Source organism: Hyphobacterium sp. CCMP332 (assembly GCA_014323545.1).
Taxonomy (GTDB): Bacteria; Bacteroidota; Bacteroidia; order Cytophagales; family CCMP332; genus CCMP332.
In genome coordinates, this window is the sequence record CP058647.1 from 2,898,272 (window position 1) to 2,919,622 (window position 21,351).

Genomic DNA, 21,351 nt, shown 5'->3' on the forward strand with positions numbered 1-21,351 from the left:
AAAATCACTCTCAGGATATTTATCTTGCTGACCATTTTGTTTTCATGCGCTCAAAGTCAGGAAAAAATGCATACCAATAAACTTATCAATGAATCCAGTCCATATCTCTTACAACATGCCCATAATCCTGTGGATTGGTATCCCTGGGGAGAAGAGGCGTTGAAAAAAGCCAAAAGCGAAAATAAATTATTAATTATATCGATTGGCTATTCTTCCTGCCATTGGTGTCATGTAATGGAGCATGAATCATTTGAAGATTCTGCAGTTGCTCAGCTGATGAATGAACATTTTGTATCCATTAAGGTGGATAGGGAAGAACGTCCTGACATTGATCAGATTTATATGGAAGCGGCTCAATTGATATCAGGCAGTGGAGGTTGGCCACTGAATGCAATTGCCCTGCCCGATGGCAGACCCATTTTCGCTGGCACTTATTTCCCAAAAACACAATGGATGCAACTCTTGCAAAATGTACAGAAATTTTACACTCAGGAGCCCGCGAAAGCATTGGAGCAAGCGCAGAAACTGACAGAAGGTATTCGCATGGTTGAATCTAATCTCGATCCTTCACAAAGCGGGGATTATGAAAAGGAGGAATTGAGAAAAATTGTGGCAGCCTGGATGCCAAAAATGGATAATAAATGGGGTGGTCAGGATAAAGCACCAAAATTTCCAATGCCGGTAGGTTTGGATTTTTTATTGCAATATCAATACCTAGAAGGTGACCTGGAAGTACGTCAAATTTTGGAACTGAGCCTGGATAAAATGGCTATGGGAGGAATTTACGATGCCGTTGGCGGTGGTTTTGCCCGTTACAGCACCGACAGATACTGGAAAGTGCCCCATTTTGAAAAAATGCTTTACGATAATGCCCAATTGGTTTCATTATACAGCCAAGCCTATCAGGTGTTTAAAAAACCTTTATATAAAGAAGTGGTATACGAAAGTCTGGAATTTATTGAACGGGAAATGACTGGTGAGGCCGGACAATTTTATTCTGCCATTGATGCCGATAGCGAAGGGGAGGAAGGTAAATTCTATGTATGGAGTAAAGATGAATTTGAAGAAGTATTGGCTGCGGATAAAACTATTTTTAATAAAGTTTTTAACATCACTGATGCGGGAAACTGGGAGCATGGAAATAATGTATTGATTCGGGAAAAATCCTGGGAAGAACTGGCTAAAGACGAAAATCTGAGTCGCGAAGAATTGCTAAGTAAATGGGAAAATGCCAAATCCAAACTTTTAGAGGTAAGAGATAAGAGAACCCGTCCCGGATTGGACGATAAAGCGCTCACATCCTGGAATGCTTTAATGATAGAGGGCTATATAGACGCCTACAAAGCATTTTCTGATCAAAATTTTTTAAATGCAGCAATTAGAAATGCCGAATTTCTGGATAAGCATATGCTCAGTGCAAATGGAAAATTATTGAGAAACCATAAAGATGGAAAGTCAGTTATCAATGCTTTTCTCGATGATTACGCCTTGCTTTCTTCTGCCTACTTTTCTTTATACCAGGTAACTTTTGAAGTAAAGTGGTTGGAAAAATCAAAGCTTCTAACGGATTATGCAATAAAGAATTTCTCTGACTCCGGCAATGCGATGCTCTTTTATACTTCTTCTGAAGATCAGGCTTTAATTGCAAGAAAAAAGGAAGTGACAGACAATGTCATCCCGGCTTCGAATTCTGTAATGGCTCATAACCTTTTCAATTTGGCAAAAATGTACGATGAAGAGTTCTACATGGAAAAAGCCGAAGAGATGTTATCTTTTGTCAGGGATGACCTTGAGAAATACGGATTGTATTATTCAAAATGGTCTGCACTTCTAATCAGATTTAATTATCCGGTCATTGAATTGGCCATTTCGGGAAAAAAATACAGTGAATACAGACAGAAAATTGATCTTAATTATTTGCCTTTGACCATTAAAATGGGCTCGGCAAAAGAAAGTGAACTTCCTTTACTCAAAAACAAATATATAGCGGGGCAAACAACACTATTTGTTTGTAAAAACAAAGTATGTGATCTGCCGGTAACCGAAGTGGAGAAGGCTTTACATCAGATAAGAGCTATCCGTCTTGATGAATAATTAAAGTACCGATTCATCCAGAGGTTCCCAAAGCTCTATTTTAACACCGTCCGGATCCATGATCCAGCCAAATTTGCCGTATTCATAGGTTTCCATTTCACCTACGATTTGTACGCCTTCTTTTTTGAGTGCCTCAAGAAGTTTTTCCAAATTATCTACCCTGTAATTGATCATAAAATCTTTTTTTGAGGGATTCATGTATTCGGTATTTTTATCAAAAGGCCCCCATTCTGTCCGCCCCTTTTTATCGGGTTCATCAGCATGACGCCAGTGAAAAGTAGCGCCGTATTGATTCGTATTTAATCCCAGGTGTTTTTTATACCATTCTTTTGATTTATCGGGATCCTCAGATTTAAAAAATATCCCGCCGAGTCCTGTTACCCTTTTCATCTAACTGTTTTTTATGTTGTTTTTATTGTAATCTTCTTTTTTAGACAAGTATTGATCCAGAAACTCAAGAATTTTCCCATAGGCTTCGATTTGATTTTCTTTTTTCAGAAAGCCATGACCTTCATCTTCAAAAAGAACATACTCAACAGGAACTTCATTGGCTCTCGCGGCTTGCACTATTTCATCTGACTCCACCTGCAATACTCTCGGGTCATTAGCACCCTGCAATACCATTAGCGGTTTAACAATATTTTCCGCATTAAAGAGAGGTGAAATTTTTCTTAACCGAATTGAATCTTCTGTAAAAGGATTACCCATTTCAGCATACAGGGCTTCCCTGAAACTTTCCCAATATGGTGGAATGGACTTGAGTGTTCTTAACCAATTTGTAACGCCAAAAATATTGACACCTACATCAAAAGCCTCAGGTTCTAAAGTCAATGCTGCCATAACCATATAACCGCCATAGGAGCCGCCAATTATCCCAATTTTACTTGTGTCGATGTAGTTCTGTTGGGCCAGAAAATCTTTGGCTTTAATACAATCCATCAAATCGCCTTCACCGTGATTTTGGTCATCCATTTGATAAAAAGTCTTTCCATAGCCACTGCTACCTCTGTTATTGACTGCAATGATGGCATAGCCGTGATTGACAAGGTATTGAATAAGTGAAGAAAAACCTGTTCGACTTTGTCCTCCGGGCCCGCCATGAACCCAAACAAGGGCCGGCACTTTATTGTCTGAAGTAGCCTGAATTGGTTTATAATAGATAGCAGGAATCTGTGTGCCGTCAAAAGATTCGTATCGAACCACTTCCGCTTCTACCAGATTATTTTCTTCGATTTCAGGATTGAGCGAATTGGTCAATCTTGTAAATTCTCCTGATTCAAAATTGTAGTAATACAGGTCATTTGGCGATTTCGAACTTCCAACTGTCATTCGCATCGCTTTTTCACTTCGGCTAATGTTTACACCCTTGATATCAATGTTGCCAAAATCCGGGAGTTCTACTTTTTCCCCGCTCTCCATATTTGTAATTGTAATCGTAGTTTTGGCATCTTCATTTTTTCCTACAACTCTGTATTTGCCAGAATATGAAAAATAGGCATATGAGATATCCCAATCTGAATCCATAATTTTGGTTTTTTCACCGGTATTTATATCGTAAGCCATTAAATAGGTAAACTCTGCGCCTTCATCGGTTAAATAATAAAGCTTTTGATTGTCTCTGCTAAATTCAGCAGCGGAGTAGGTGGCAGAACCCTCATGTTCAGAGATATGGGTTAATTCTTTTTTGCTGAGATCGTATAAATAGAGGTCATTATCGCTTGTGGTATTGCTTTTTTGAAGTGTTATGAATTTTTTATTATCAGAAATACCTGAAAAACTCATTCCGTCTTTATTCTCGTAAATCTTTTTACTGCTCAAATCACTCAATTGAAGATCATAGAGATCGAAATATTTGGGGTCCCTTTCATTGGTCAGATAGAAAAAACTTTTTAAGTCGTAGGCCCAACCGGCAAAACTTGCTTTTGCTCCTTCAGCAGGTGTCAGATCTGTAATTGTGCCATCCAGGTCGCGCATATAAATATGGCTAATTTCATCGCCATTATTGTCCATCGAAAAGAGAATGCGCTCATCATTTGGGAAATAGGAAATGGCGAAAATTGAGCTGCTATCGGATTCCGTGATCGGACTTTCTTCTCCGCTCCCCACAGACATTTCGTAAATATTGTAAATGCCGGTTTTATTGTGATGAATCAACAATTTACTTTCGTCCGGAGAAAAATATCCTCCGCCAACACTGAGATTATCAAAAAACTGTTCAATTGTGTAGCTTTCTACTTTGGGGATTTCGATCTGTTTTTCTTCTTTTTTAGCACAGCCAATTAGAAAAAAGAAGGATAAAATGATTGATAAATTTTTCATTATAAAATTGAAGATTGGGTTCTGTTCTAATTGTAAAGAGTTTTGAAATTAACAAAATACTCATATAAGTCCATAATTATATCACCTTGCATATCAGATAGAGGCTTATTTATTATCAATTTATTTGTACTGCTTATTTTAAGTGCTTGTCAGCAATATCCGGGTGAATACTCCCGCGATAATCTTTCAAATAGGAATAGATTCAAATCCATCCACCTTTTTGCCAGAGAAGAAATTGATTCGCTGGAATTGGAACGGTTAAAAGATTTAAATATTAATTCAATTGTTCTTGTTCCATTTCTTTATCAAAGAGGATTGAATACCGATACGGTCATATCTCCGGGAAAGAATAGCTATGAATGGACAGAGCGCGAAGAGGGGATTATCCAAATGGCTCGGATTTGTCGGAAAAATGGACTTGATCTAATTCTAAAACCTCATATATGGCCGGTGGGTGTTAAAAATGGAGAATGGAGAGAAGCTATTGAACCTGACAGCAATAATTGGCATGGTTGGGCAAGGTCATATGAAAAAGCAATCTTGAATTATGCAGAAATTTGTCAAGAGGAGAGTATTGCTATGCTCTGCATTGGTACGGAACTAAAGCAACTTGTTTTGGCCAAACCCGAATTCTGGAAAAGCATAATAAAGAATGTTCGAAATGTTTACTCGGGGAAATTGTGCTATGCGGCTAATTGGTATGATGAATACGAAAAGATCACATTTTGGAATGAATTGGATTACATAGGAATTCAGGCTTATTTTCCAATTTCAAGTCTGGATTCATCCAATTATACCTACATGGAAGCACAATGGCTGAAATACTGTGAAAACATTAAAAAGCTTAGTGAGAAATTTAACAAACCGGTACTTATAACTGAACTGGGTTATAGAAGCTCTGTCAATGCGGGTGTGGAACCATGGCTTTGGGATGAACATTGGGGAAGGAAGGGAAAAAATCAATCAGCATCTGAAGATATGCAAGCGCAGTGTTTCAAGGTTTTTTTTGAAACGGTATGGAAAGAAGATTGGTGTGAAGGTGTATTTATCTGGAACTGGAAAAGCCCCTACCATCGTTTTGGAGGGCCTCAAACTTCTACTTTTACCCCTCAGAGAAAAAAATCAGAGCAAGTAATAAAAAACTATTTCAAATAATAGATTTTTGACAAAAAATCAACTCTATTGCTTAATAATACTTTCCTTCTCCCTCCTTTGGGATGATAAAATTCTCCTTTTCAATATTTGATTCTGATAATTCTTCATTAAGCTCTTTTATTGGATCATTCTGCCCATCATCAGCGAGCGGGAAGGTACCAAAATGCATGGCGATACTTTTTTTACTATTTACATCCTTATGAATAAGCAAGGCTTCTTTTGGATCTACATGGATGGCGGACATAAACCAACGCGGTTTATAAGCTCCAATAGGAATCATTGAAACATCCATCGAATCAAAATGTCTTCCTATCTCTATGAATATATTTTTATCATAGCCTGAATCGCCTGCAAAATAGATTTTTTTGTCTGCGCTATGTATAACATAACCAGCCCATAGGGTAGCATTTCTATCGAACATGCCTCTGCCTGAGAAATGCTGCGCGGGCACCGCGGTAATTTTCAAATCCTGAAAAACTGACATTTCCCACCAATCCAGATCAATTGTATTATCAAAACCCAGTTTTTTGATAAAAGCCGAAACACCCAATGGAGAAATCACTTTAGGATTGAATTTTACAGCCAATTTTTTCATGGTATTGGCATCGAGATGATCATAATGATTGTGCGAGATTATAATGAGATCGATTTTCGGAAGGTCTTCAAATTTTATTCCAGGCGGGCGCATTCTTTCAGGCCCTGCAAACTGAAAAGGACTTGTTCTTTGACTCCAAACAGGGTCTGTTAGGATATTGAGGCCCTTATATTGAATTAAAAATGTAGAATGGTTTACAAAAGTGATTTTAATTTTATCAGGGTCGGGGTTAGATTCCGGAGCGGGTCCGATGGCTAGGTCCATGTTCTTTGCCCATGGCTCTCTTTGTCTGTTGAGCAAAAATTTGAACACATCGCCAAAACCTTTGGCTTCAATACCGCTTGAATTTTTGAACTGTTTACCATCAAAATGCGCCAATGCTTCTCCCTTGTACACAGGAGCTGATACAACATAGCCAATCAGAAAGACCGCAGAAATGAAAATTGCAATTGCTGTTAGAAAAATTATCAAAATTCTGAATACTGTTTTAGGTTGCATAAAAAAAACATGGTAATGTAAATAAAACTCAAAAACAATTATTCAGTTTTTAGTTTTGCAATATATGCTCTATCCCGAAATACAATTTGAGTCTAAACTCAATTTTCCAGAAATAAGAAAATGGCTTGAAGAAGACTGTTTGACAAATATGGGAAAAGAAAAAGTTAAAGATATTTCTTTTTCCAATAATCCGGATCGGATTAAAATATGGCAACAACAAAATGAAATTTTCAAACATCTGATTGATGAAGATGCACTTTATCCCAAAATATATTTCGAAGATATACGCCCGCATCTTCAAAAGGCAAAAGTGGCAAATTCCTTTCTTGAACCCGAAGAACTACTTCAAATTCGACAACTTCTTCAACTCAGCGACCAATGGTTGGAATTTTTTGAGGATGATGAGAGTGGTATTTATTCAAGCCTGAACGTAGCTTCACCCTCTCTTGAATCTAGAGATATCATCATTTCGCTGATAATTGAGGTTATAGATTCCAAAGGAGAAATTAGGGATGATGCTTCCGAAAAACTCAGAGAAATACGCTCGGATATTCGGGTTATCGAAAGCCGTGTCAGACGTTCGATGAACGATACCTATCAAAGCGCCAAAGAGAAAGGCTATCTGGCTGAACAGACTGAAATTACTATTAGAAATGGCCGCCTTGTTATTCCTATGGCAGTTGAAAATAAAAGAGCGATTCGTGGTTATGTACACGCACATTCATCTACCGGACAGACTGCCTTTGTGGAACCTTCGGAGGTTTTTGAGATGAATAACGAATTGCAGGATTTAATTACCGAGGAACGCCGTGAAATAATTAGGATTTTAACTGAAGTTACTAAAGACATCAGAACGCATATCAATGAAATCGAAGTTTCAATGCATTTTCTGGCAGACCTCGACATAATTCGTTCAAGAGCAAAGCTGGCTGTGAGGATAAACGCCAAATTCCCTCAATTATCTAAATCAGGCCAACTCAAATTGATCGATGCCAGGCATCCCTTGCTATTTGTACATCACAAAGAGCTAAATAAGGAAGTAATTCCACTTGATCTGGAAATCAACGAGAAAAACAGGATTTTACTTATTTCAGGCCCCAATGCAGGCGGGAAATCAGTGGCCTTAACAAGTTTGGGAATTCTTGTTTATATGTATCAATGCGGTCTTCCTGTATCGCTTTCTGAAAAATCCGAGATGGTCATTTTCAATGATATTTTTATCGATATCGGCGATGAGCAGTCCATTGAAAATGATCTGAGTACATACAGTTCACACTTGACCAATATGCGGGAAATGCTGAAATATGCGGGAGGTAAATCACTCATTCTTCTCGACGAGTTTGGAACCGGTACCGATCCCCAGTTTGGCGGTGCAATTGCAGAGGTGATACTCGAGGAATTGAATAATAAAAAGTGCAAAGGATTGATTAACACCCATTATTCAAATCTTAAAGCCTTTGCAGATAAAACGGAAGGACTGATCAATGGCGCTATGCTATTTGACCTTGAAAATATGGAGCCCTTGTACAAACTTGAAATGGGCAAGCCCGGAAGCTCATTTGCATTTGAAGTAGCTGAAAAAATAGGTCTACCTCAACATATTTTGGATAAAGCAAAAGGCAATATTGGTTATAGTCAGATCGAATACGATAGAATGCTAAATGAATTGGAGGCGGAAAAAAAGGAGCTTGAAGAACTCAATAGAAATATGAGTAAGAAAGATGCAAACCTTGATAAAGTGGCCTCTCAATATCGCGCCATGAAAGAAAAACTACAATCGGAGAGAAAAGAATTGATTGAGCAGGCAAAAAAAGAAGCAGCTGGGATTGTAAAAGGTGCAAACAAGCGTATTGAAAAAACAATCAGGGAAATACGCGAAATTCAGGCGGATAAAAGTAAGACTAAAGAGTTAAGAGAAAACCTTAATAAGTATCTCGATAATACCGAGGAATCGCTTTCCAATTTCAAAAAGGTGCCTGAAAAGGAGAAGAAAGAAAAGGTGGATGTACCAAGTGGACCAATAGGGATTGGCGACGAAGTGGAGCTTATTGACTCAGGAGCTAAAGGAGAAGTCATTAATATTAAGGGCAAGGAAGCAGAGATCGCAATTGGGAATATACGTTCCTATGTAAAACTGAAAAAGCTTAAAAAACTCTCCGGTCCTGTGAAATCAAAAAATGAATCAGCCGGATATTCTTCTTTTACCAAAATCGATCCTGTATCCTTTTCACCCAATTTAGATGTTCGCGGAAAGCGGGCGAACGATGCCATCGACGAACTGGAAAGGTTTATCGATAGGGCAATAATGGCAGGAATAAAAGAATTGTCAATCCTACATGGCAAAGGCGATGGCATTTTGAGAAAAGTGATTCGCGAGCAACTTAAAGCATACTCACAAGTTAAAAACTTTGAAAGTGAACATGTAGAAAGGGGAGGAGATGGGATTACGCTTGTTTCATTGAAATAGAAATTCAGATTCCAAGGACCCATAAAATACACTTTTTGACTTCAGGGCAAGCAAGCCTTGGAATGACGAATTCTAAGTTGAAAAAATTATGTTTTCGTCATTCGATTACTTGAAACCGGAGTCTATCATTTTGCCAATCCAACAATTTCCCAGACCTTTGTTGTGGTATTATAGGTGTTTCTCTAAAAACGAAACTTAATAGGGAATCCGGTGTAATCCCGGAGCTGTCCCCGCAACTGTAAGCCCCCTTTCCATTTTGGAAAGTAACATGTTTTTACACTACAGCCACTGTCGCTAGACGGGAAGGCGGTAAAAACGGGTGAGCCAGGAGACCTGCCATAATACACAATATCAATGCTTTCGGGTGAAAGGCATAGGTGATAAACACTTGTTGTTTTTTCATTTATTCTTCCAATCCAAAGGCTTTGAGATTTTTATTATCTAATGAATAAAAATTGAGAGCTGGGATTTTAATGTATGTATGTGTGTGCTTGATTCCGTCGATATCACGAGCTCAGTGGTCGGACACGCTTAAAGAGGTTATCATTGAATCACCGCAATGGTCGGATCAGAATACCTCCTTACTGGTTTATGATTTCAAGGAAAACTTTTCCATAAATCCTTCAGTTCCCAATTCCTATAATGCACTTCAAACACAATTCGGACTTAATTCACTGAATTACGGAAGCAGTGGAATTATTGCCCCGAGAATCAGAGGAACCAATCCCGAACATACCGCTCTGGTTTGGAATGGAATCAATATTAATCATGCCGGACTTGGTCAAAGCAATGGTTTCAATATTCCGCTGGTTCAAGGACAAAACCTTCAACTGGCTTACGGCGGAGGTTCGGTGCCTTTCGGTTCTTCAGCGATTGCAGCTTCAATCCTTTTAAATGATGATTTGAGTTTTAAGGAGAAGAATGAATTATGCCTTTCAGCATCCTATGGAAGTTTTAACACCATCTCATCTCAGGCAGGCTTTAAAAAATCAGACTCCAGAAATTCCTTAAGAGTAAATATTTACCGGGTTCAGTCAGACAATAATTTTGAATATGTCAACACGAGTGATTTTAGAAGACCGACGGTAAGACAAAACAATTCGGCCTTTTTACAAAATGGCATTCAGGCCAATTTTGCACAAAGATTAAATAATAAGCATCAGATCCGATTTCACTCCTGGATCCATGACGGATATACTGAAGTACAGCCCACGATGAGCAACCGAAATTCGGAAGACAGCCAGAGGGATCATTTTCACAGATACAAATTCTCCCATTTATACGACAGCAGGACTGGGCTTCTGCAGACTGACTTATTCTACACTTCAGACGATATCGAATTTAATGGTGCTTATTCGGGTATTCAGAGATACGGTCTCAGAAGTAGTTTGAACAAAAAATTAACAAACTTTTTGAATTCAGGTATTGGGATTAATTATGAATATTTCCTTCCTGATTATGCCAATTTCCCCGAAAAGACCGATGAATCCAGATTGTCATTTTATTCATTCAATACGGTGACTTTTGGAAAATTAACCGCGAAAATAAATCTCCGATATACTCTTATTGAAGGTTATAAGGTCCCCTTTACACCGAATGCGTCTGTGGATTATGTATTGGTAAACAGAGATGAAAAGCTGTTGAGACTTAAGGCATCTTATTCCGAAAATTTCAGACTACCCACACTGAATGAGCGCTATTGGGTGCCGGGAGGAAATCCGGATATATTACCTGAAAGCAGTACACAATACGAATTTGGTATGGAGACAGGAAAAGGTCTGTTAAAAATGGAGCTTTCTTATTTCCATATGGATATTTCAAATGCCGTTCAATGGATTTTAAAAGACAGTGTATGGTCAGGACCCGGAATAATAAAACTTTTGTATACAGATATCTACAGTCCTGAAAATATCAATAAGGTGCAGACAGAAGGGATTAATAGCAGACTATCCCTGGAAAAAATACAGGTAGGAAGCTTTACATTGAATTCGTGTATCGCCTATAATTATACAAAAGCCAGGGATGAAGAGCGTTCAGGACAGAGATTGTATACACCATATCACAGTCTGGCGGTATTTGCAGGACTAGCCTTGAAAAAATATTCTTTCAAAAGCTCATACCAGTTTGTTTCGGAGAGAAATGTATCGGTCGGTGTTCTTGATCCCTATGATCTATTGAATCTATCCATTTCCAGAGATTTCAAATTCAAGAAGCATCATATAAATCTGGCATTTCAAATCAACAATGCCCTTGATCAGACTTATCAAACATTTATAAACCGCGCAATGCCGGGAAGGAATTATCTAATATCCATACGCTATAAACTTAATCTTAATGAGAATTTTAACTAGATCGATTTTAATTTATTTTCTTTTCTTTTTGAACGCATGCAATTCAAATGATGATGATAATGTAAGGCCAACTCAAGTTTCTAATTCTCAACAAATACTTGTTGTCAATGAGGGAAATTTTGGCCAGGGAAATGCTTCATTAAGTCTTATAGAAGAGGGAAAACTTGTAATTAGCAATGATTTAATTGCTGAGGCCAATAATGGGATTACAACAGGTGATGTTGTTCAGTCTGTTTATTATTCAAATGGGTTAATCTATATCGTTTCTAATGTTGAAAATAGAATTCTTGTTATAAATTCTAAGACATTTCAACAAGTCGATGTAATCGAAAGCAATCTTGAAAATCCACGTTACATCAATATTACCAGGGGTAAAATTTTTGTTACTAACTGGGGATCAGATTTTGTAAACTCCTTTGTTTCGGTATTTAGTGAAAGTGACCTTTCATTTAATTATAAAATTTCAACAGACCCCGGGACTGAAAAAATATTTACAAATGATGGTCAGGAATTTTGGGTAAGCAATAATTTCAGTAATACAATTCAGGTATTTGAATTTGGTAAAAATGAAATAAAAGAAACAATTCAAGTTGGTTATGCTCCTAATGGAATAAACAGTCTTCAAGCTGATGAATTATTTGTGTTATGCCAGGATACCTTTGGTGGATCAAATGGATATATTTACAAAATAGGGATTGAAGGTTATCAAAAATTAGATTCCGTTCAGCTTGGAATTAAGCCTGGTGATCAATTAGAATTCAATTCAATTTCTTCTAAAGGTGGTTTTTTGTTTTATGGGGGAACAAGTGTTTTTACATTTGATCCTTCCAATCGATTTAGCATATCTGAAAATAAACTTGCTGATTTTTCATCTGAACTGGGTTCGATTTACGGCATAGGAATTGACAATTCCGGAGATCTATGGATTGCAGACCATCTTGATTTTACCAGAAGTGGTAGAGTTGTAAAAACTAATGGAAATAATCCGGGAAAAATTGTAGAAAGTTATTCTGTGGGTATTGGACCTAACGGGTTTTTATTTAAATATTAGGTCTTTTGCTTTTTCTTCTTTGCAGCCGGGAATAATATATTATTCAGAATTAATCTGTATCCCGGTGAGTTTGGATGCAGGGTTAGATCTGTTGGTTCTTCTCCCACAAAATGCTGATAATCTTCGGGGTCATGACCTCCGTAAAAAGTCCAGAAGCCTTTGCCTATAGTTCCATGTATATATCTGGCCTCATCAATACTTTTTGTCTCACCCATTATTATAACATCGGGCTTGATCAGTCTTTTCTTGTAAGCTGTGGTTTGCCCCATAAATCCTTTGACGGTACTTTCATGATTTTGAGTCAACATGGTTGGGATCGGATCCCATTTTGCTGAGAATTCAAAAAGAGAGAAAAAGTCGTTGTTTTCATTGAGACCTCTTTCTCTGGACTCATTATCGATGTTGGAATATTCGTATTCCATGGGATTCATTCGCAATTGAAAATCCTTAAATGCAAGTGTAGGCTCATAATTGAGCTTGGAATTGGCCCTTGGATCAGCAGGGTCACCATCAAACATGTGTTCACAAATATCCACACCATCGGCAGAAAGCGCGATATCATAGGTATCGGTAGCGGAACACATTGCGAACAAGAAACCACCACCCAGCGTATAGGCTTTTATTCTTTTTACAATCTCTAATTTTAATTGTGAAACCTTTGTGAAGCCATGTTTTGCAGCCGTCTCCTCAAATTCCTGAACCTGATCCTGATACCATTTTTTATTTCTGTGAATGCTGTAAAATTTACCGTATTGTCCGGTAAAGTCTTCATGGTGTAAATGCAGCCAGTCGTATTTGCTCAAATCCCCTTTCATCACTTCATCATCAAAAACTACATCGTAGGGAATTTCAGCATAAGTCAAAACCAGAGTTACCGCATCATCCCATGGTTGGGCCGTTTTAGGAGAATAAACTGCAATTTTAGGTGCAACCTCAAGTTTCATCACATCCATATTTTTATTTGGACTGGCGATGAGTTCTACGATTTGATTGGCTTCGGCATCTGAAATAACCTCATAGCTCACGCCTCGAATGATTAGTTCATTTTGAAAAAGCTGAGCATTTTGAAATAAAAAACTTCCACCGCGGTAATTTAATAGCCACTCCACCTCTTGCTCCTGTGCGAGAACCCAATAGGAGATTCCATAGGCTTTCAAATGATTGGACTGGGCTTCGTCCATTGGGATTAAAATCTTCGAGCTAAAAGCACTGATTACAATGGAAAGGGAAAAAAGGATTAAAAAGCTAAGCTTCTTTATCATGACTATTTAAATTGTGATATAATTAGTAATCTTGTTATACAAGAAAAACAGAGCTAAAATAGTTCTCCTTAATGAATCTACGGAATAATATTTCGGAAAGTTTTAAATCCATAAAGGATAATCTTTTAAGGACTATACTTACTGCAACGATAATTGCCATAGGAATAATGTCTTTGGTCGGAATTCTTACGGCAATAGACGGAATGAAAGCTTCAATTACCGAAAGTTTAAGCACTTTGGGTGCCAATAGTTTTGAAATATATCAAAAAAGAACAGGTAGAAGACGCGGTGAGCAGCGAAAAGTTTATCCCAGAATCACTTACAGACAAGCTTTAAAATTCAAAAAAGAATACAATTATAGCAATAGCGTGGGTATATATGAATGGGTCAGTGGATTGGCCGAAGCCAAGCGCCATTCTAAAAAAACGAATCCAAATTCGGAAGTCATCGCAATTGATGAGAATTACTTAAACAATGAAGGTTATAATCTAATAAAGGGCAGAGGTTTTTCCAGTCAGGAGTTAATGCGTGGACTAAATGTTGCTATAATCGGCGAAGAGATTGTAGAAACTCTCTTTGGTGAGGAAAACCCGCTCAATGAAGAAATTTTAGTATTGGGTAAATATTTTAAAATAATTGGAGTCATTGAAAGCACCGGCGGCGTATTTGGAGGAAGTGGCACCAATAGAAATATTCTGATCCCACTTGTAGCATCACTGCCTTTTTTAAATGAACCAAGTTTTGGAATTACAGTAGGCATAAATACCGATCAGGATTTGAACTACGCCATGGGAATGGCTACGGGCTTAATGCGACAGATCCGCAAAGATCCTTTGAATAAAGAGGATTCCTTTACAATAGAAAGAAGCGATTCGATAAGCTCCACCTTGGATGAAATATCTGGAAATTTAAAAATGGGTGGTTTTATTATTGGTTTTATTACTTTATTAGGCGCGTCAATAGGATTGATGAATATTATGCTGGTATCTGTAACCGAAAGAACAAGAGAAATCGGGGTAAGAAAAGCATTAGGTGCTAAACCGGGCACCATTCGAGAGCAATTTTTGATAGAAGCAATCGTAATCTGTCAGCTTGGTGGCATTGCTGGCGTAGTTTTAGGATTGGGAATTGGCAACATTATTGCAGTTACTATTGGAAGCAGAGTTTTTGTTGTACCTTGGCTATGGATGTTTGTTGGAATAGTTATTTGTTTAGTAGTAGGAGTTATATCCGGTTTTTATCCTGCCGGAAAGGCTTCCAGGCTAGATCCTATTGAAGCTTTAAGGCATGAATAATGCGAACTATTTCTAAATAATTCATTACATAGGGTATATTTTAGAAAAATATATAAATTTGAAATTGTATTATCCGAACTTTTAATTGTCGAATTCTCATGAATTTGAAATCATACCTGGCAGTACTTTCCTTATTAATCTCTCAAATAGCCCTTGGCGGAGAGATAACACTTGTTGGACAATATCACGGCAAGGATTTGTATGTGCAGAACCCATTCAATGGTTCTTCCACTTCTGAATATTGTGTAGATGAAGTCTACATTAATGGTAAGTTGAAGCCGCATAAAAATCAGGGAGCATTTATTATTTCGCTTAACTATTTGAAAATGGATGAAGCCATTGAAATTCGGATAGTTCACAAAGATGGATGTACGCCTAAAATTCTTAATCCCAATGTTTTCGTCACAAACAAAGCTTTTAAATTTGAATCATTTGATGTGAGCGGCGATGGGGTAAATTGGTCCTCAATTGGCGAAAAACCACAAAACACTTATAAAGTAGAGCATTTTGTAAATAATACATGGAAAGTAGTTGGCGAGGTATCTTCACAGGGAAGACCGGGGACCAATTCCTATTCTTTGAAAACTTATCACCACAGTGGTAACAATAAGTACAGAATCAAATATGAAGAAAGAACCGGGCAGGTTTACAATACTAGAATTAAGGAGTTCACTTCTGATCTACCACCTGTAACCTTTAACCCACCGAAACCAAAGGATAAATTAACCTTATCGCGCGAAACAGATTATGAAATTTTGGATCATTTCGGCAATGAAATTAAAAAGGGCAGGGCAACAGAAATCGATGTCAGCGATCTGAAAACAGGTCAGGTTTATTATCTGGTAATAGATAATCGAACAGAAAACTTTTTCAAGAAATAAATCTTAGCCCCGAATTTCGGGGCTTTTTTAATGCCTCAAAGCCAATTTGTACGATTCTGATGTTTTTTTCTCACTTTTGCATGGAGGTTTTTAAGGTGAATATCAAAAAGCATTTATACATATCGATCACTTTGATGATTATATTGTTGTCACAATCAACATTAGCGCAAGAACTTGAGGCAAGAAGTGATGTGAACGAGGATTTGCCTTCTACTGCAATAGATATAAAGCAAAATAAAAATTTCAATGGAAGTAAAACCCCTAATTTCCCAAAATCTAAAATTTATATAATCGTAAGAAAACCGGAAAAAGTTCTCTACGGAAATCCGTGCATGGAAGAGATTGCCGACGAAATGGGTTTTGAATATCTTTTGATTCCCAAAACTTCAGCAGAAGGCTATACCGATGAAGAACCTTTCTGGCATAATCTTAAAGCCCATTTTAAATTGATGAAAAAAAACGGCCCCTTTTATAAGAGAAAGTTGAAAAGGGCCATTAAATTCTGCAGACAAATGTCCGGTGATTTTGTAGCCTAGAAGTCAGGATATACTCCTGAATAATTTTCCGGATTAATTTTTTTCAATTCTTTCTTTATTTCTTCGCTGATTTTCAGTGTATCTATAAAACGGTGAATGGTTTTCTTATTAATTTCCTTACTTCCCCTGGTTAGGTCTTTGAGACTCTCATAAGGATTGGGATAATTTTCCCTTCGCAAAATAGTTTGAATAGCCTCGGCTACCACAGCCCAATTGGCTTCAAGATCAGCTGAAATGTTTTCCCTGTTGATTTCGATTTTGTCTAATCCTTTTTTTAGAGATTTCCATGCGAGTAAAGAATGGGCCATTGGAACACCGATATTTCTCAAAACTGTCGAATCAGTGAGATCTCTTTGTAATCTGGAAATTGGAAGTTTTGAAGATAAATGATTAAAAACTGAATTGGCTATACCTAAATTACCTTCTGAGTTTTCAAAATCAATGGGATTTACCTTATGCGGCATGGCGGAGGAGCCCACTTCTCCTTTATTTACTTTCTGAGTGAAATAGCCCATTGAAATATATTGCCAAACATCACGATCAAGATCGATAAGTATTGTATTAATGCGACTGAAATTATCAAATAGTGCTGCTAATTGATCGTAGTGTTCAATTTGTGTGGTAAACTGACTTCGTTTTAATCCCAAATAATTTTCGGCAAATGTATTTCCGAATTCCGGCCATTTCACATCAGGAAAAGCTACATGATGTGCATTAAAATTGCCGGTTGCTCCTCCAAATTTGACTCTGTTTTCAATGGACTTAAGATTTTCAAATTGTACTTCTATCCTTTCAATAAAAACGGCGAATTCTTTACCCAAATTGGTAGGACTGGCCGCCTGGCCATGAGTTCTGGCAAGCATAGTAACATCTTTCCATCTTTTTGAAAGTTCTTTGAGTTTGTCAATTAATGTTTGCAATTCGGGATAAATAACCTGATCCAGGCAATCCTTAATACTTAATGGAATTGACGTATTATTAATATCCTGGGAAGTAAGTCCGAAATGAACAAACTCTTTATTTTGGCTAAGGCCGAGTTCTTCAAGTTTTTCCTTAATAAAATACTCAACAGCTTTTACATCGTGATTAATTTCAGATTCAATGGCTTTAACACGGGATGCATTTTCCAGACTGAAATTTTCGTATACAGCTCTAAGGTGATTTTTTTTGGATTGAATATCACCAATCCTGTCATTTAAGGGTCCTTCGGCAAGGGCGATCAAATATTCAATTTCAACACGTATGCGGTATTTTATAAGCGCGTATTCTGAAAAGTAAGTGGAAAGTTCTTTAACTTTTTCAAAGTACCGCCCATCAACCGGTGATATTGCCTTTAGTGATTCTGCTGACATTCCTGGTATTTAATAAAATGCGAATTTCGCAATTTCAGAACAATTACCTCAATTTCAATATATATTAAGGTAAAACTGATCTACAAAAACCATTTTAACCCGTTTTTTAGCCAATAGAAATATTTCGGGGCTCATCTACAATAGTTTTTTGAATATTTGCGCTTGATTTTAGATTCATTTATGTTGAGAATAATAGTTTTCTTTTCTTTATTGACTTTCTTTTTGGTCGATGACCTGAAATCGCAGGGTTTGCGGGAGTTCAAAGCCAAACGAGCCATTGATGAGATAAAACTCGATGGAGAAATGATAGAAGAAAGCTGGAATATTGCTGAAGTAGCAAATAATTTTTACCTCAATTCCCCCAACGATACGGCTGCTCCTTCATCTCAAACGGAAATTCGAATGCTTTTTGATGACAAAGCCATTTATTTCTTTGCAATAATGCAGGATAGTTCGACAAAACCCTATACCATTGAAAGTCTTAGAAGAGATTGGGGATTTCAGAGAACAGATAATTTAAGTATTTACATCGATCCATTTAACGATAAAACTACGGGGTTCTCATTTGGACTTAGTCCTTATGGCGCTCAAAGAGAAGGTTTGATCTTTGAGGGGCAAAACGTGAGCACCGACTGGGATAATGTTTGGTATTCTGAAGTAAAGCGCTACGATAATTACTGGACCGCAGAGATTAAAATTCCTTTTAAAACCCTGAGATACAATAATGAAAGCGAATTCTGGAATATCATATTTCTGAGAAATGATTTAAAATACAATGAAGTTTCAACCTGGACACCTGTTCCCCAACAATTCAATGGATCAAATCTTGGATATTCAGGTTCGGTAATTTTTGTTGATTCCCTGCCAAAACCAGGGCCGAATATTACTTTAATTCCTTTTGTAGCAGGAAGGGATGTCAGAAATTATAACGAATCCAATAGTTTAAGTGAAATTGAAATCGGTGGAGATGTAAAGGTTGGAATAACGCCATCGCTCAACCTCGATCTCACATTTAATCCGGACTTTTCACAGGTAGAAGTGGATCGGCAGGTGACCAATCTGGACCGCTTCGAGTTGTTTTTCCCTGAAAGGAGACAATTTTTCCTGGAGAATGATGATCTTTTTGGAAGACTGGGTTTTCCAAGAACCAGGGTATTCTTTTCCAGACGAATTGGTTTACGAAGACCAATCATTTATGGTGCGCGTCTTACCGGAAAAGCATCAGATAATCTTCGGATTGGTTTGTTTAATGTGCAGGAGGGTGGAAATTCAAATCAAGATACCTTGAATAATTCTACAGTCGCCATATTACAGCGAAAATTATTTGACCGTTCCAATATCACTGCAGTATTTACAAACCGGCAAGGTTACAGGCCTTTTTCCGATAGTCTTTCAAATGAGGGTTTTTTAGCCAATGATTATAACCGCGCTTATGGATTTGAATACAATTTACTTTCATCGGATAATCAATGGATAGGTGATATTTCAATTTACAGATCTAATAGCCCGAATAAAAACACCAATAATTTTGGACACTCAGGGTTTATAGGATACAATAGTAGAAATTTATTTATTGGCTGGGGTCAGGAAATGATTGGGGAAAACTATCAACTCGATTTAGGCTTTCTTCCAAGGACCGGATATTATAAGTTTGGTCCCAATTTCAGATACACTTTTTATCCCAATAAATACGGAGTTATCAGGCATGGCCCTGATGCGAGCTTTGAAATATTCACAAATCAGCAATGGGAAAGAACCGATCAGTTTACTAATCTGGGATATTCAGTAAGGTTATTGAATACCAGTGAAATAGCTTTGAATTATAATAATACCTATATACTGTTACAGGATACCTTCTTAGTAGGGTTTAATGAAAATTTCAGAGATACGCTTGTCACGGGAGAGGATTATAATTGGGATGAATACAGTTTTGCATACAGTACGGATGTCCGAAAGAAAATAAATGGTGGAATTGCACTTCAATATGGAGGTTTTTTCAGTTCTACACGTTATAATGCAAGAGGATATATCAATTGGCGTTTTCAACCTTACGGCTCCTTTGGTGTAGATTTAGATTATAACTATCTTGACTTAAGTGGTGAAGGAAAAGACGGCGGTAATTTATTGGTAAGTCCAAGGCTGGACTTAACTTTGAGCGATAAAATATTCCTCACTACTTTTGTACAGTACAATGAGCAGATCAACAATTTCAATATCAATAGCAGATTTCAATGGAGATTCAAACCTGTTTCCGATTTTTTCATTGTATATACAGAGAATTACTTTAGCGATTCGTTTAAAGCTAAAAGCAGAGCACTAGTTTTTAAATTAACTTATTGGTTTAATGTTTAAGAAGATATTTAAAAATAAAAAAGAAGATAAGAAAGAGGAGTCAAAATCCTCGGCAAGGTATTATGATTTGAAAGTTTCTAAAATCAACAGAGAAACAAAAGATGCAATAACAATATATTTTGAAAACCCGGAATCGGGATTGCCTGAATATAAATCAGGCCAGTTTTTAACACTGGTGGTTCCCGTTGGAGGGAGCGAACTTCGACGTTCTTACTCTCTTTGCACAACCCCCTTCGCCGATAAAGAGATGGCCGTTACTGTAAAAAGGATCGAGGATGGGGTTGTATCTAATCATTTGAATGACACCCTTAAAGAAGGCGATACGCTTAAAGTAATGGAACCCATGGGCGTGTTTACTACTAATTATAGCACAAACACATATCGTCATTTGATACTAATTGGTGGAGGTAGTGGAATTACCCCTCTGATTTCAATTTTGAGAAGTGCGCTTATAAAAGAACCTAATAGTTTGGTTTCCCTGATATACGCCAATAGAGATGTTGACTCTATTATTTTTAGAAATTATCTGAATGAATTGGAGAATGACTATGGCGATCGATTATGCATCAAGCACATATTGGATAAACCTGCTGATGACTGGGATGGTCATTCGGGATTATTAACACCGGAAAAATTAAAAAGCATTATTTCTGAATTGCCTTCAAGAGATGATGAATTCACAGAATTTTTCTTATGCGGCCCTACAGGCATGATGGAAATAGTGCGGGATACGCTTGAGGAAATGAAGATTGACAAGAAAAACATCCACAGAGAGAGCTTTGTAAGCAAATCTTCAAATCCGCTGAACAATGCAACCCAGGAACAACAAAGCGACCTTGGAAGAGAGGCGCGTGAAGTCACCATAATTTTAGATGGCGAAGAACATCAATTTCAGGTGGAGTCCGAAGAAACAATATTAGAAGCGGGTCTCGATCGCGATATCGATATGCCCTTTTCCTGTCAGAGTGGATTATGCACCGCTTGCAGAGGCAAATTGGTTTCAGGTAAAGTGGAAATGGATGAATCAGAAGGCCTTTCGGAAAAAGAAATCAATGATGGATATGTACTTTGCTGTGTCGGTCATCCAATGACCGATGATGTCAAGATTGAAATCGGTTAATTCCTAATCCTATATTTTTAGAA

Annotated in this window: 15 protein-coding genes and 1 riboswitch; of the genes, 10 read left to right on the top strand and 5 right to left on the bottom strand. The window is 37.4% G+C overall.

Annotation, left to right across the window (positions count from 1 at the left end; translation table 11 throughout):
• Positions 1 to 66: 66 nt before the first annotated feature.
• Entirely contained in the window at positions 67 to 2,094 is a 2,028-nt protein-coding gene (locus HZR84_12735) for a thioredoxin domain-containing protein (protein ID QNL23262.1), read from the top strand.
• Here HZR84_12735 and HZR84_12740 read toward each other — a convergent pair whose 3' ends face one another.
• Together HZR84_12740 and HZR84_12745 are read right to left on the bottom strand one after the other, a co-directional pair.
• Positions 2,095 to 2,484, bottom strand: coding sequence for a VOC family protein (locus HZR84_12740; GenBank protein QNL22769.1), 390 nt, complete (start codon positions 2,482 to 2,484; stop codon positions 2,095 to 2,097). It lies immediately after the preceding gene.
• Positions 2,485 to 4,413: an alpha/beta fold hydrolase gene (locus HZR84_12745; protein QNL22770.1), complete on the bottom strand. Its 1,929-nt coding sequence runs from the start codon at positions 4,411 to 4,413 to the stop codon at positions 2,485 to 2,487.
• A gap of 42 nt (positions 4,414 to 4,455) precedes the next feature.
• Between HZR84_12745 and HZR84_12750 the strand changes: the two genes are divergently transcribed.
• A complete protein-coding gene (locus HZR84_12750) occupies positions 4,456 to 5,568 on the top strand; it encodes a hypothetical protein (protein QNL22771.1) in 1,113 nt (370 codons plus the stop codon).
• Positions 5,569 to 5,599: 31 nt separating this feature from the next.
• On the opposite strand, the gene HZR84_12755 is transcribed toward HZR84_12750, so the two are convergent.
• Positions 5,600 to 6,661, bottom strand: coding sequence for an MBL fold metallo-hydrolase (locus HZR84_12755; GenBank protein ID QNL22772.1), 1,062 nt, complete (start codon positions 6,659 to 6,661; stop codon positions 5,600 to 5,602).
• Between the two features lie 64 nt (positions 6,662 to 6,725).
• On the opposite strand from HZR84_12755, the gene HZR84_12760 reads away from it, so the two are divergent.
• The 3 genes from HZR84_12760 to HZR84_12770 all read left to right on the top strand — a co-directional run bounded on the left by HZR84_12760 (position 6,726) and on the right by HZR84_12770 (position 12,530).
• The gene (locus tag HZR84_12760; GenBank protein QNL22773.1) at positions 6,726 to 9,128 is read left to right on the top strand and encodes an endonuclease MutS2; all 2,403 of its coding nucleotides are present in this window, start codon (positions 6,726 to 6,728) and stop codon (positions 9,126 to 9,128) included.
• Positions 9,129 to 9,283: 155 nt separating this feature from the next.
• A riboswitch (cobalamin riboswitch) is annotated at positions 9,284 to 9,484 on the top strand.
• 129 nt (positions 9,485 to 9,613) lie between these two features.
• Complete coding sequence (locus HZR84_12765) at positions 9,614 to 11,479, top strand: TonB-dependent receptor (GenBank protein QNL22774.1); 1,866 nt, start codon at positions 9,614 to 9,616, stop codon at positions 11,477 to 11,479.
• Positions 11,463 to 12,530, top strand: coding sequence for a hypothetical protein (locus tag HZR84_12770; protein ID QNL22775.1), 1,068 nt, complete (start codon positions 11,463 to 11,465; stop codon positions 12,528 to 12,530). Before HZR84_12765 ends, HZR84_12770 begins: the two co-directional genes overlap by 17 nt.
• On the opposite strand, the gene HZR84_12775 is transcribed toward HZR84_12770, so the two are convergent.
• A complete protein-coding gene (locus tag HZR84_12775) occupies positions 12,527 to 13,792 on the bottom strand; it encodes an asparagine synthetase B (protein QNL22776.1) in 1,266 nt (421 codons plus the stop codon). The genes HZR84_12770 and HZR84_12775 overlap by 4 nt on opposite strands.
• Before the next feature lie 71 nt (positions 13,793 to 13,863).
• On the opposite strand from HZR84_12775, the gene HZR84_12780 reads away from it, so the two are divergent.
• The 3 genes from HZR84_12780 (at position 13,864) to HZR84_12790 (ending at position 16,504) form a co-directional block, all read left to right on the top strand.
• A complete protein-coding gene (locus HZR84_12780) occupies positions 13,864 to 15,087 on the top strand; it encodes an ABC transporter permease (GenBank protein QNL22777.1) in 1,224 nt (407 codons plus the stop codon).
• Positions 15,088 to 15,185: 98 nt separating this feature from the next.
• Positions 15,186 to 15,968 (top strand): hypothetical protein, encoded by a 783-nt coding sequence (locus tag HZR84_12785; protein QNL22778.1) that lies wholly within the window; start codon positions 15,186 to 15,188, stop codon positions 15,966 to 15,968.
• Positions 15,969 to 16,114: 146 nt separating this feature from the next.
• Positions 16,115 to 16,504, top strand: a complete 390-nt coding sequence (locus HZR84_12790) for a hypothetical protein (protein QNL22779.1) — start codon at positions 16,115 to 16,117, stop codon at positions 16,502 to 16,504.
• Here HZR84_12790 and purB read toward each other — a convergent pair.
• A complete protein-coding gene (purB, locus tag HZR84_12795; GenBank protein ID QNL22780.1) occupies positions 16,501 to 17,856 on the bottom strand; it encodes an adenylosuccinate lyase in 1,356 nt (451 codons plus the stop codon). The two genes, HZR84_12790 and purB, sit on opposite strands and share 4 nt — an antisense overlap.
• 180 nt (positions 17,857 to 18,036) lie before the next feature.
• Between purB and HZR84_12800 the strand changes: the two genes are divergently transcribed.
• On the top strand, positions 18,037 to 20,208 hold the full coding sequence (locus HZR84_12800; protein ID QNL22781.1) for a carbohydrate binding family 9 domain-containing protein: 2,172 nt from the start codon (positions 18,037 to 18,039) through the stop codon (positions 20,206 to 20,208).
• On the top strand, positions 20,201 to 21,328 hold the full coding sequence (locus tag HZR84_12805; GenBank protein ID QNL22782.1) for a ferredoxin--NADP reductase: 1,128 nt from the start codon (positions 20,201 to 20,203) through the stop codon (positions 21,326 to 21,328). Before HZR84_12800 ends, HZR84_12805 begins: the two co-directional genes overlap by 8 nt.
• Positions 21,329 to 21,351: the final 23 nt, after the last annotated feature.

Coding starts and splice junctions, on each gene's coding strand:
- HZR84_12735 (QNL23262.1), top strand. CDS start 67: ATGCATACCAATAAACTTATCAATGAATCCAGTCCATATCTCTTACAA.
- HZR84_12740 (QNL22769.1), bottom strand. CDS start 2,484: ATGAAAAGGGTAACAGGACTCGGCGGGATATTTTTTAAATCTGAGGAT.
- HZR84_12745 (QNL22770.1), bottom strand. CDS start 4,413: ATGAAAAATTTATCAATCATTTTATCCTTCTTTTTTCTAATTGGCTGT.
- HZR84_12755 (QNL22772.1), bottom strand. CDS start 6,661: ATGCAACCTAAAACAGTATTCAGAATTTTGATAATTTTTCTAACAGCA.
- HZR84_12760 (QNL22773.1), top strand. CDS start 6,726: ATGCTCTATCCCGAAATACAATTTGAGTCTAAACTCAATTTTCCAGAA.
- HZR84_12770 (QNL22775.1), top strand. CDS start 11,463: ATGAGAATTTTAACTAGATCGATTTTAATTTATTTTCTTTTCTTTTTG.
- HZR84_12775 (QNL22776.1), bottom strand. CDS start 13,792: ATGATAAAGAAGCTTAGCTTTTTAATCCTTTTTTCCCTTTCCATTGTA.
- HZR84_12780 (QNL22777.1), top strand. CDS start 13,864: ATGAATCTACGGAATAATATTTCGGAAAGTTTTAAATCCATAAAGGAT.
- HZR84_12785 (QNL22778.1), top strand. CDS start 15,186: ATGAATTTGAAATCATACCTGGCAGTACTTTCCTTATTAATCTCTCAA.
- purB (QNL22780.1), bottom strand. CDS start 17,856: ATGTCAGCAGAATCACTAAAGGCAATATCACCGGTTGATGGGCGGTAC.
- HZR84_12800 (QNL22781.1), top strand. CDS start 18,037: ATGTTGAGAATAATAGTTTTCTTTTCTTTATTGACTTTCTTTTTGGTC.
- HZR84_12805 (QNL22782.1), top strand. CDS start 20,201: ATGTTTAAGAAGATATTTAAAAATAAAAAAGAAGATAAGAAAGAGGAG.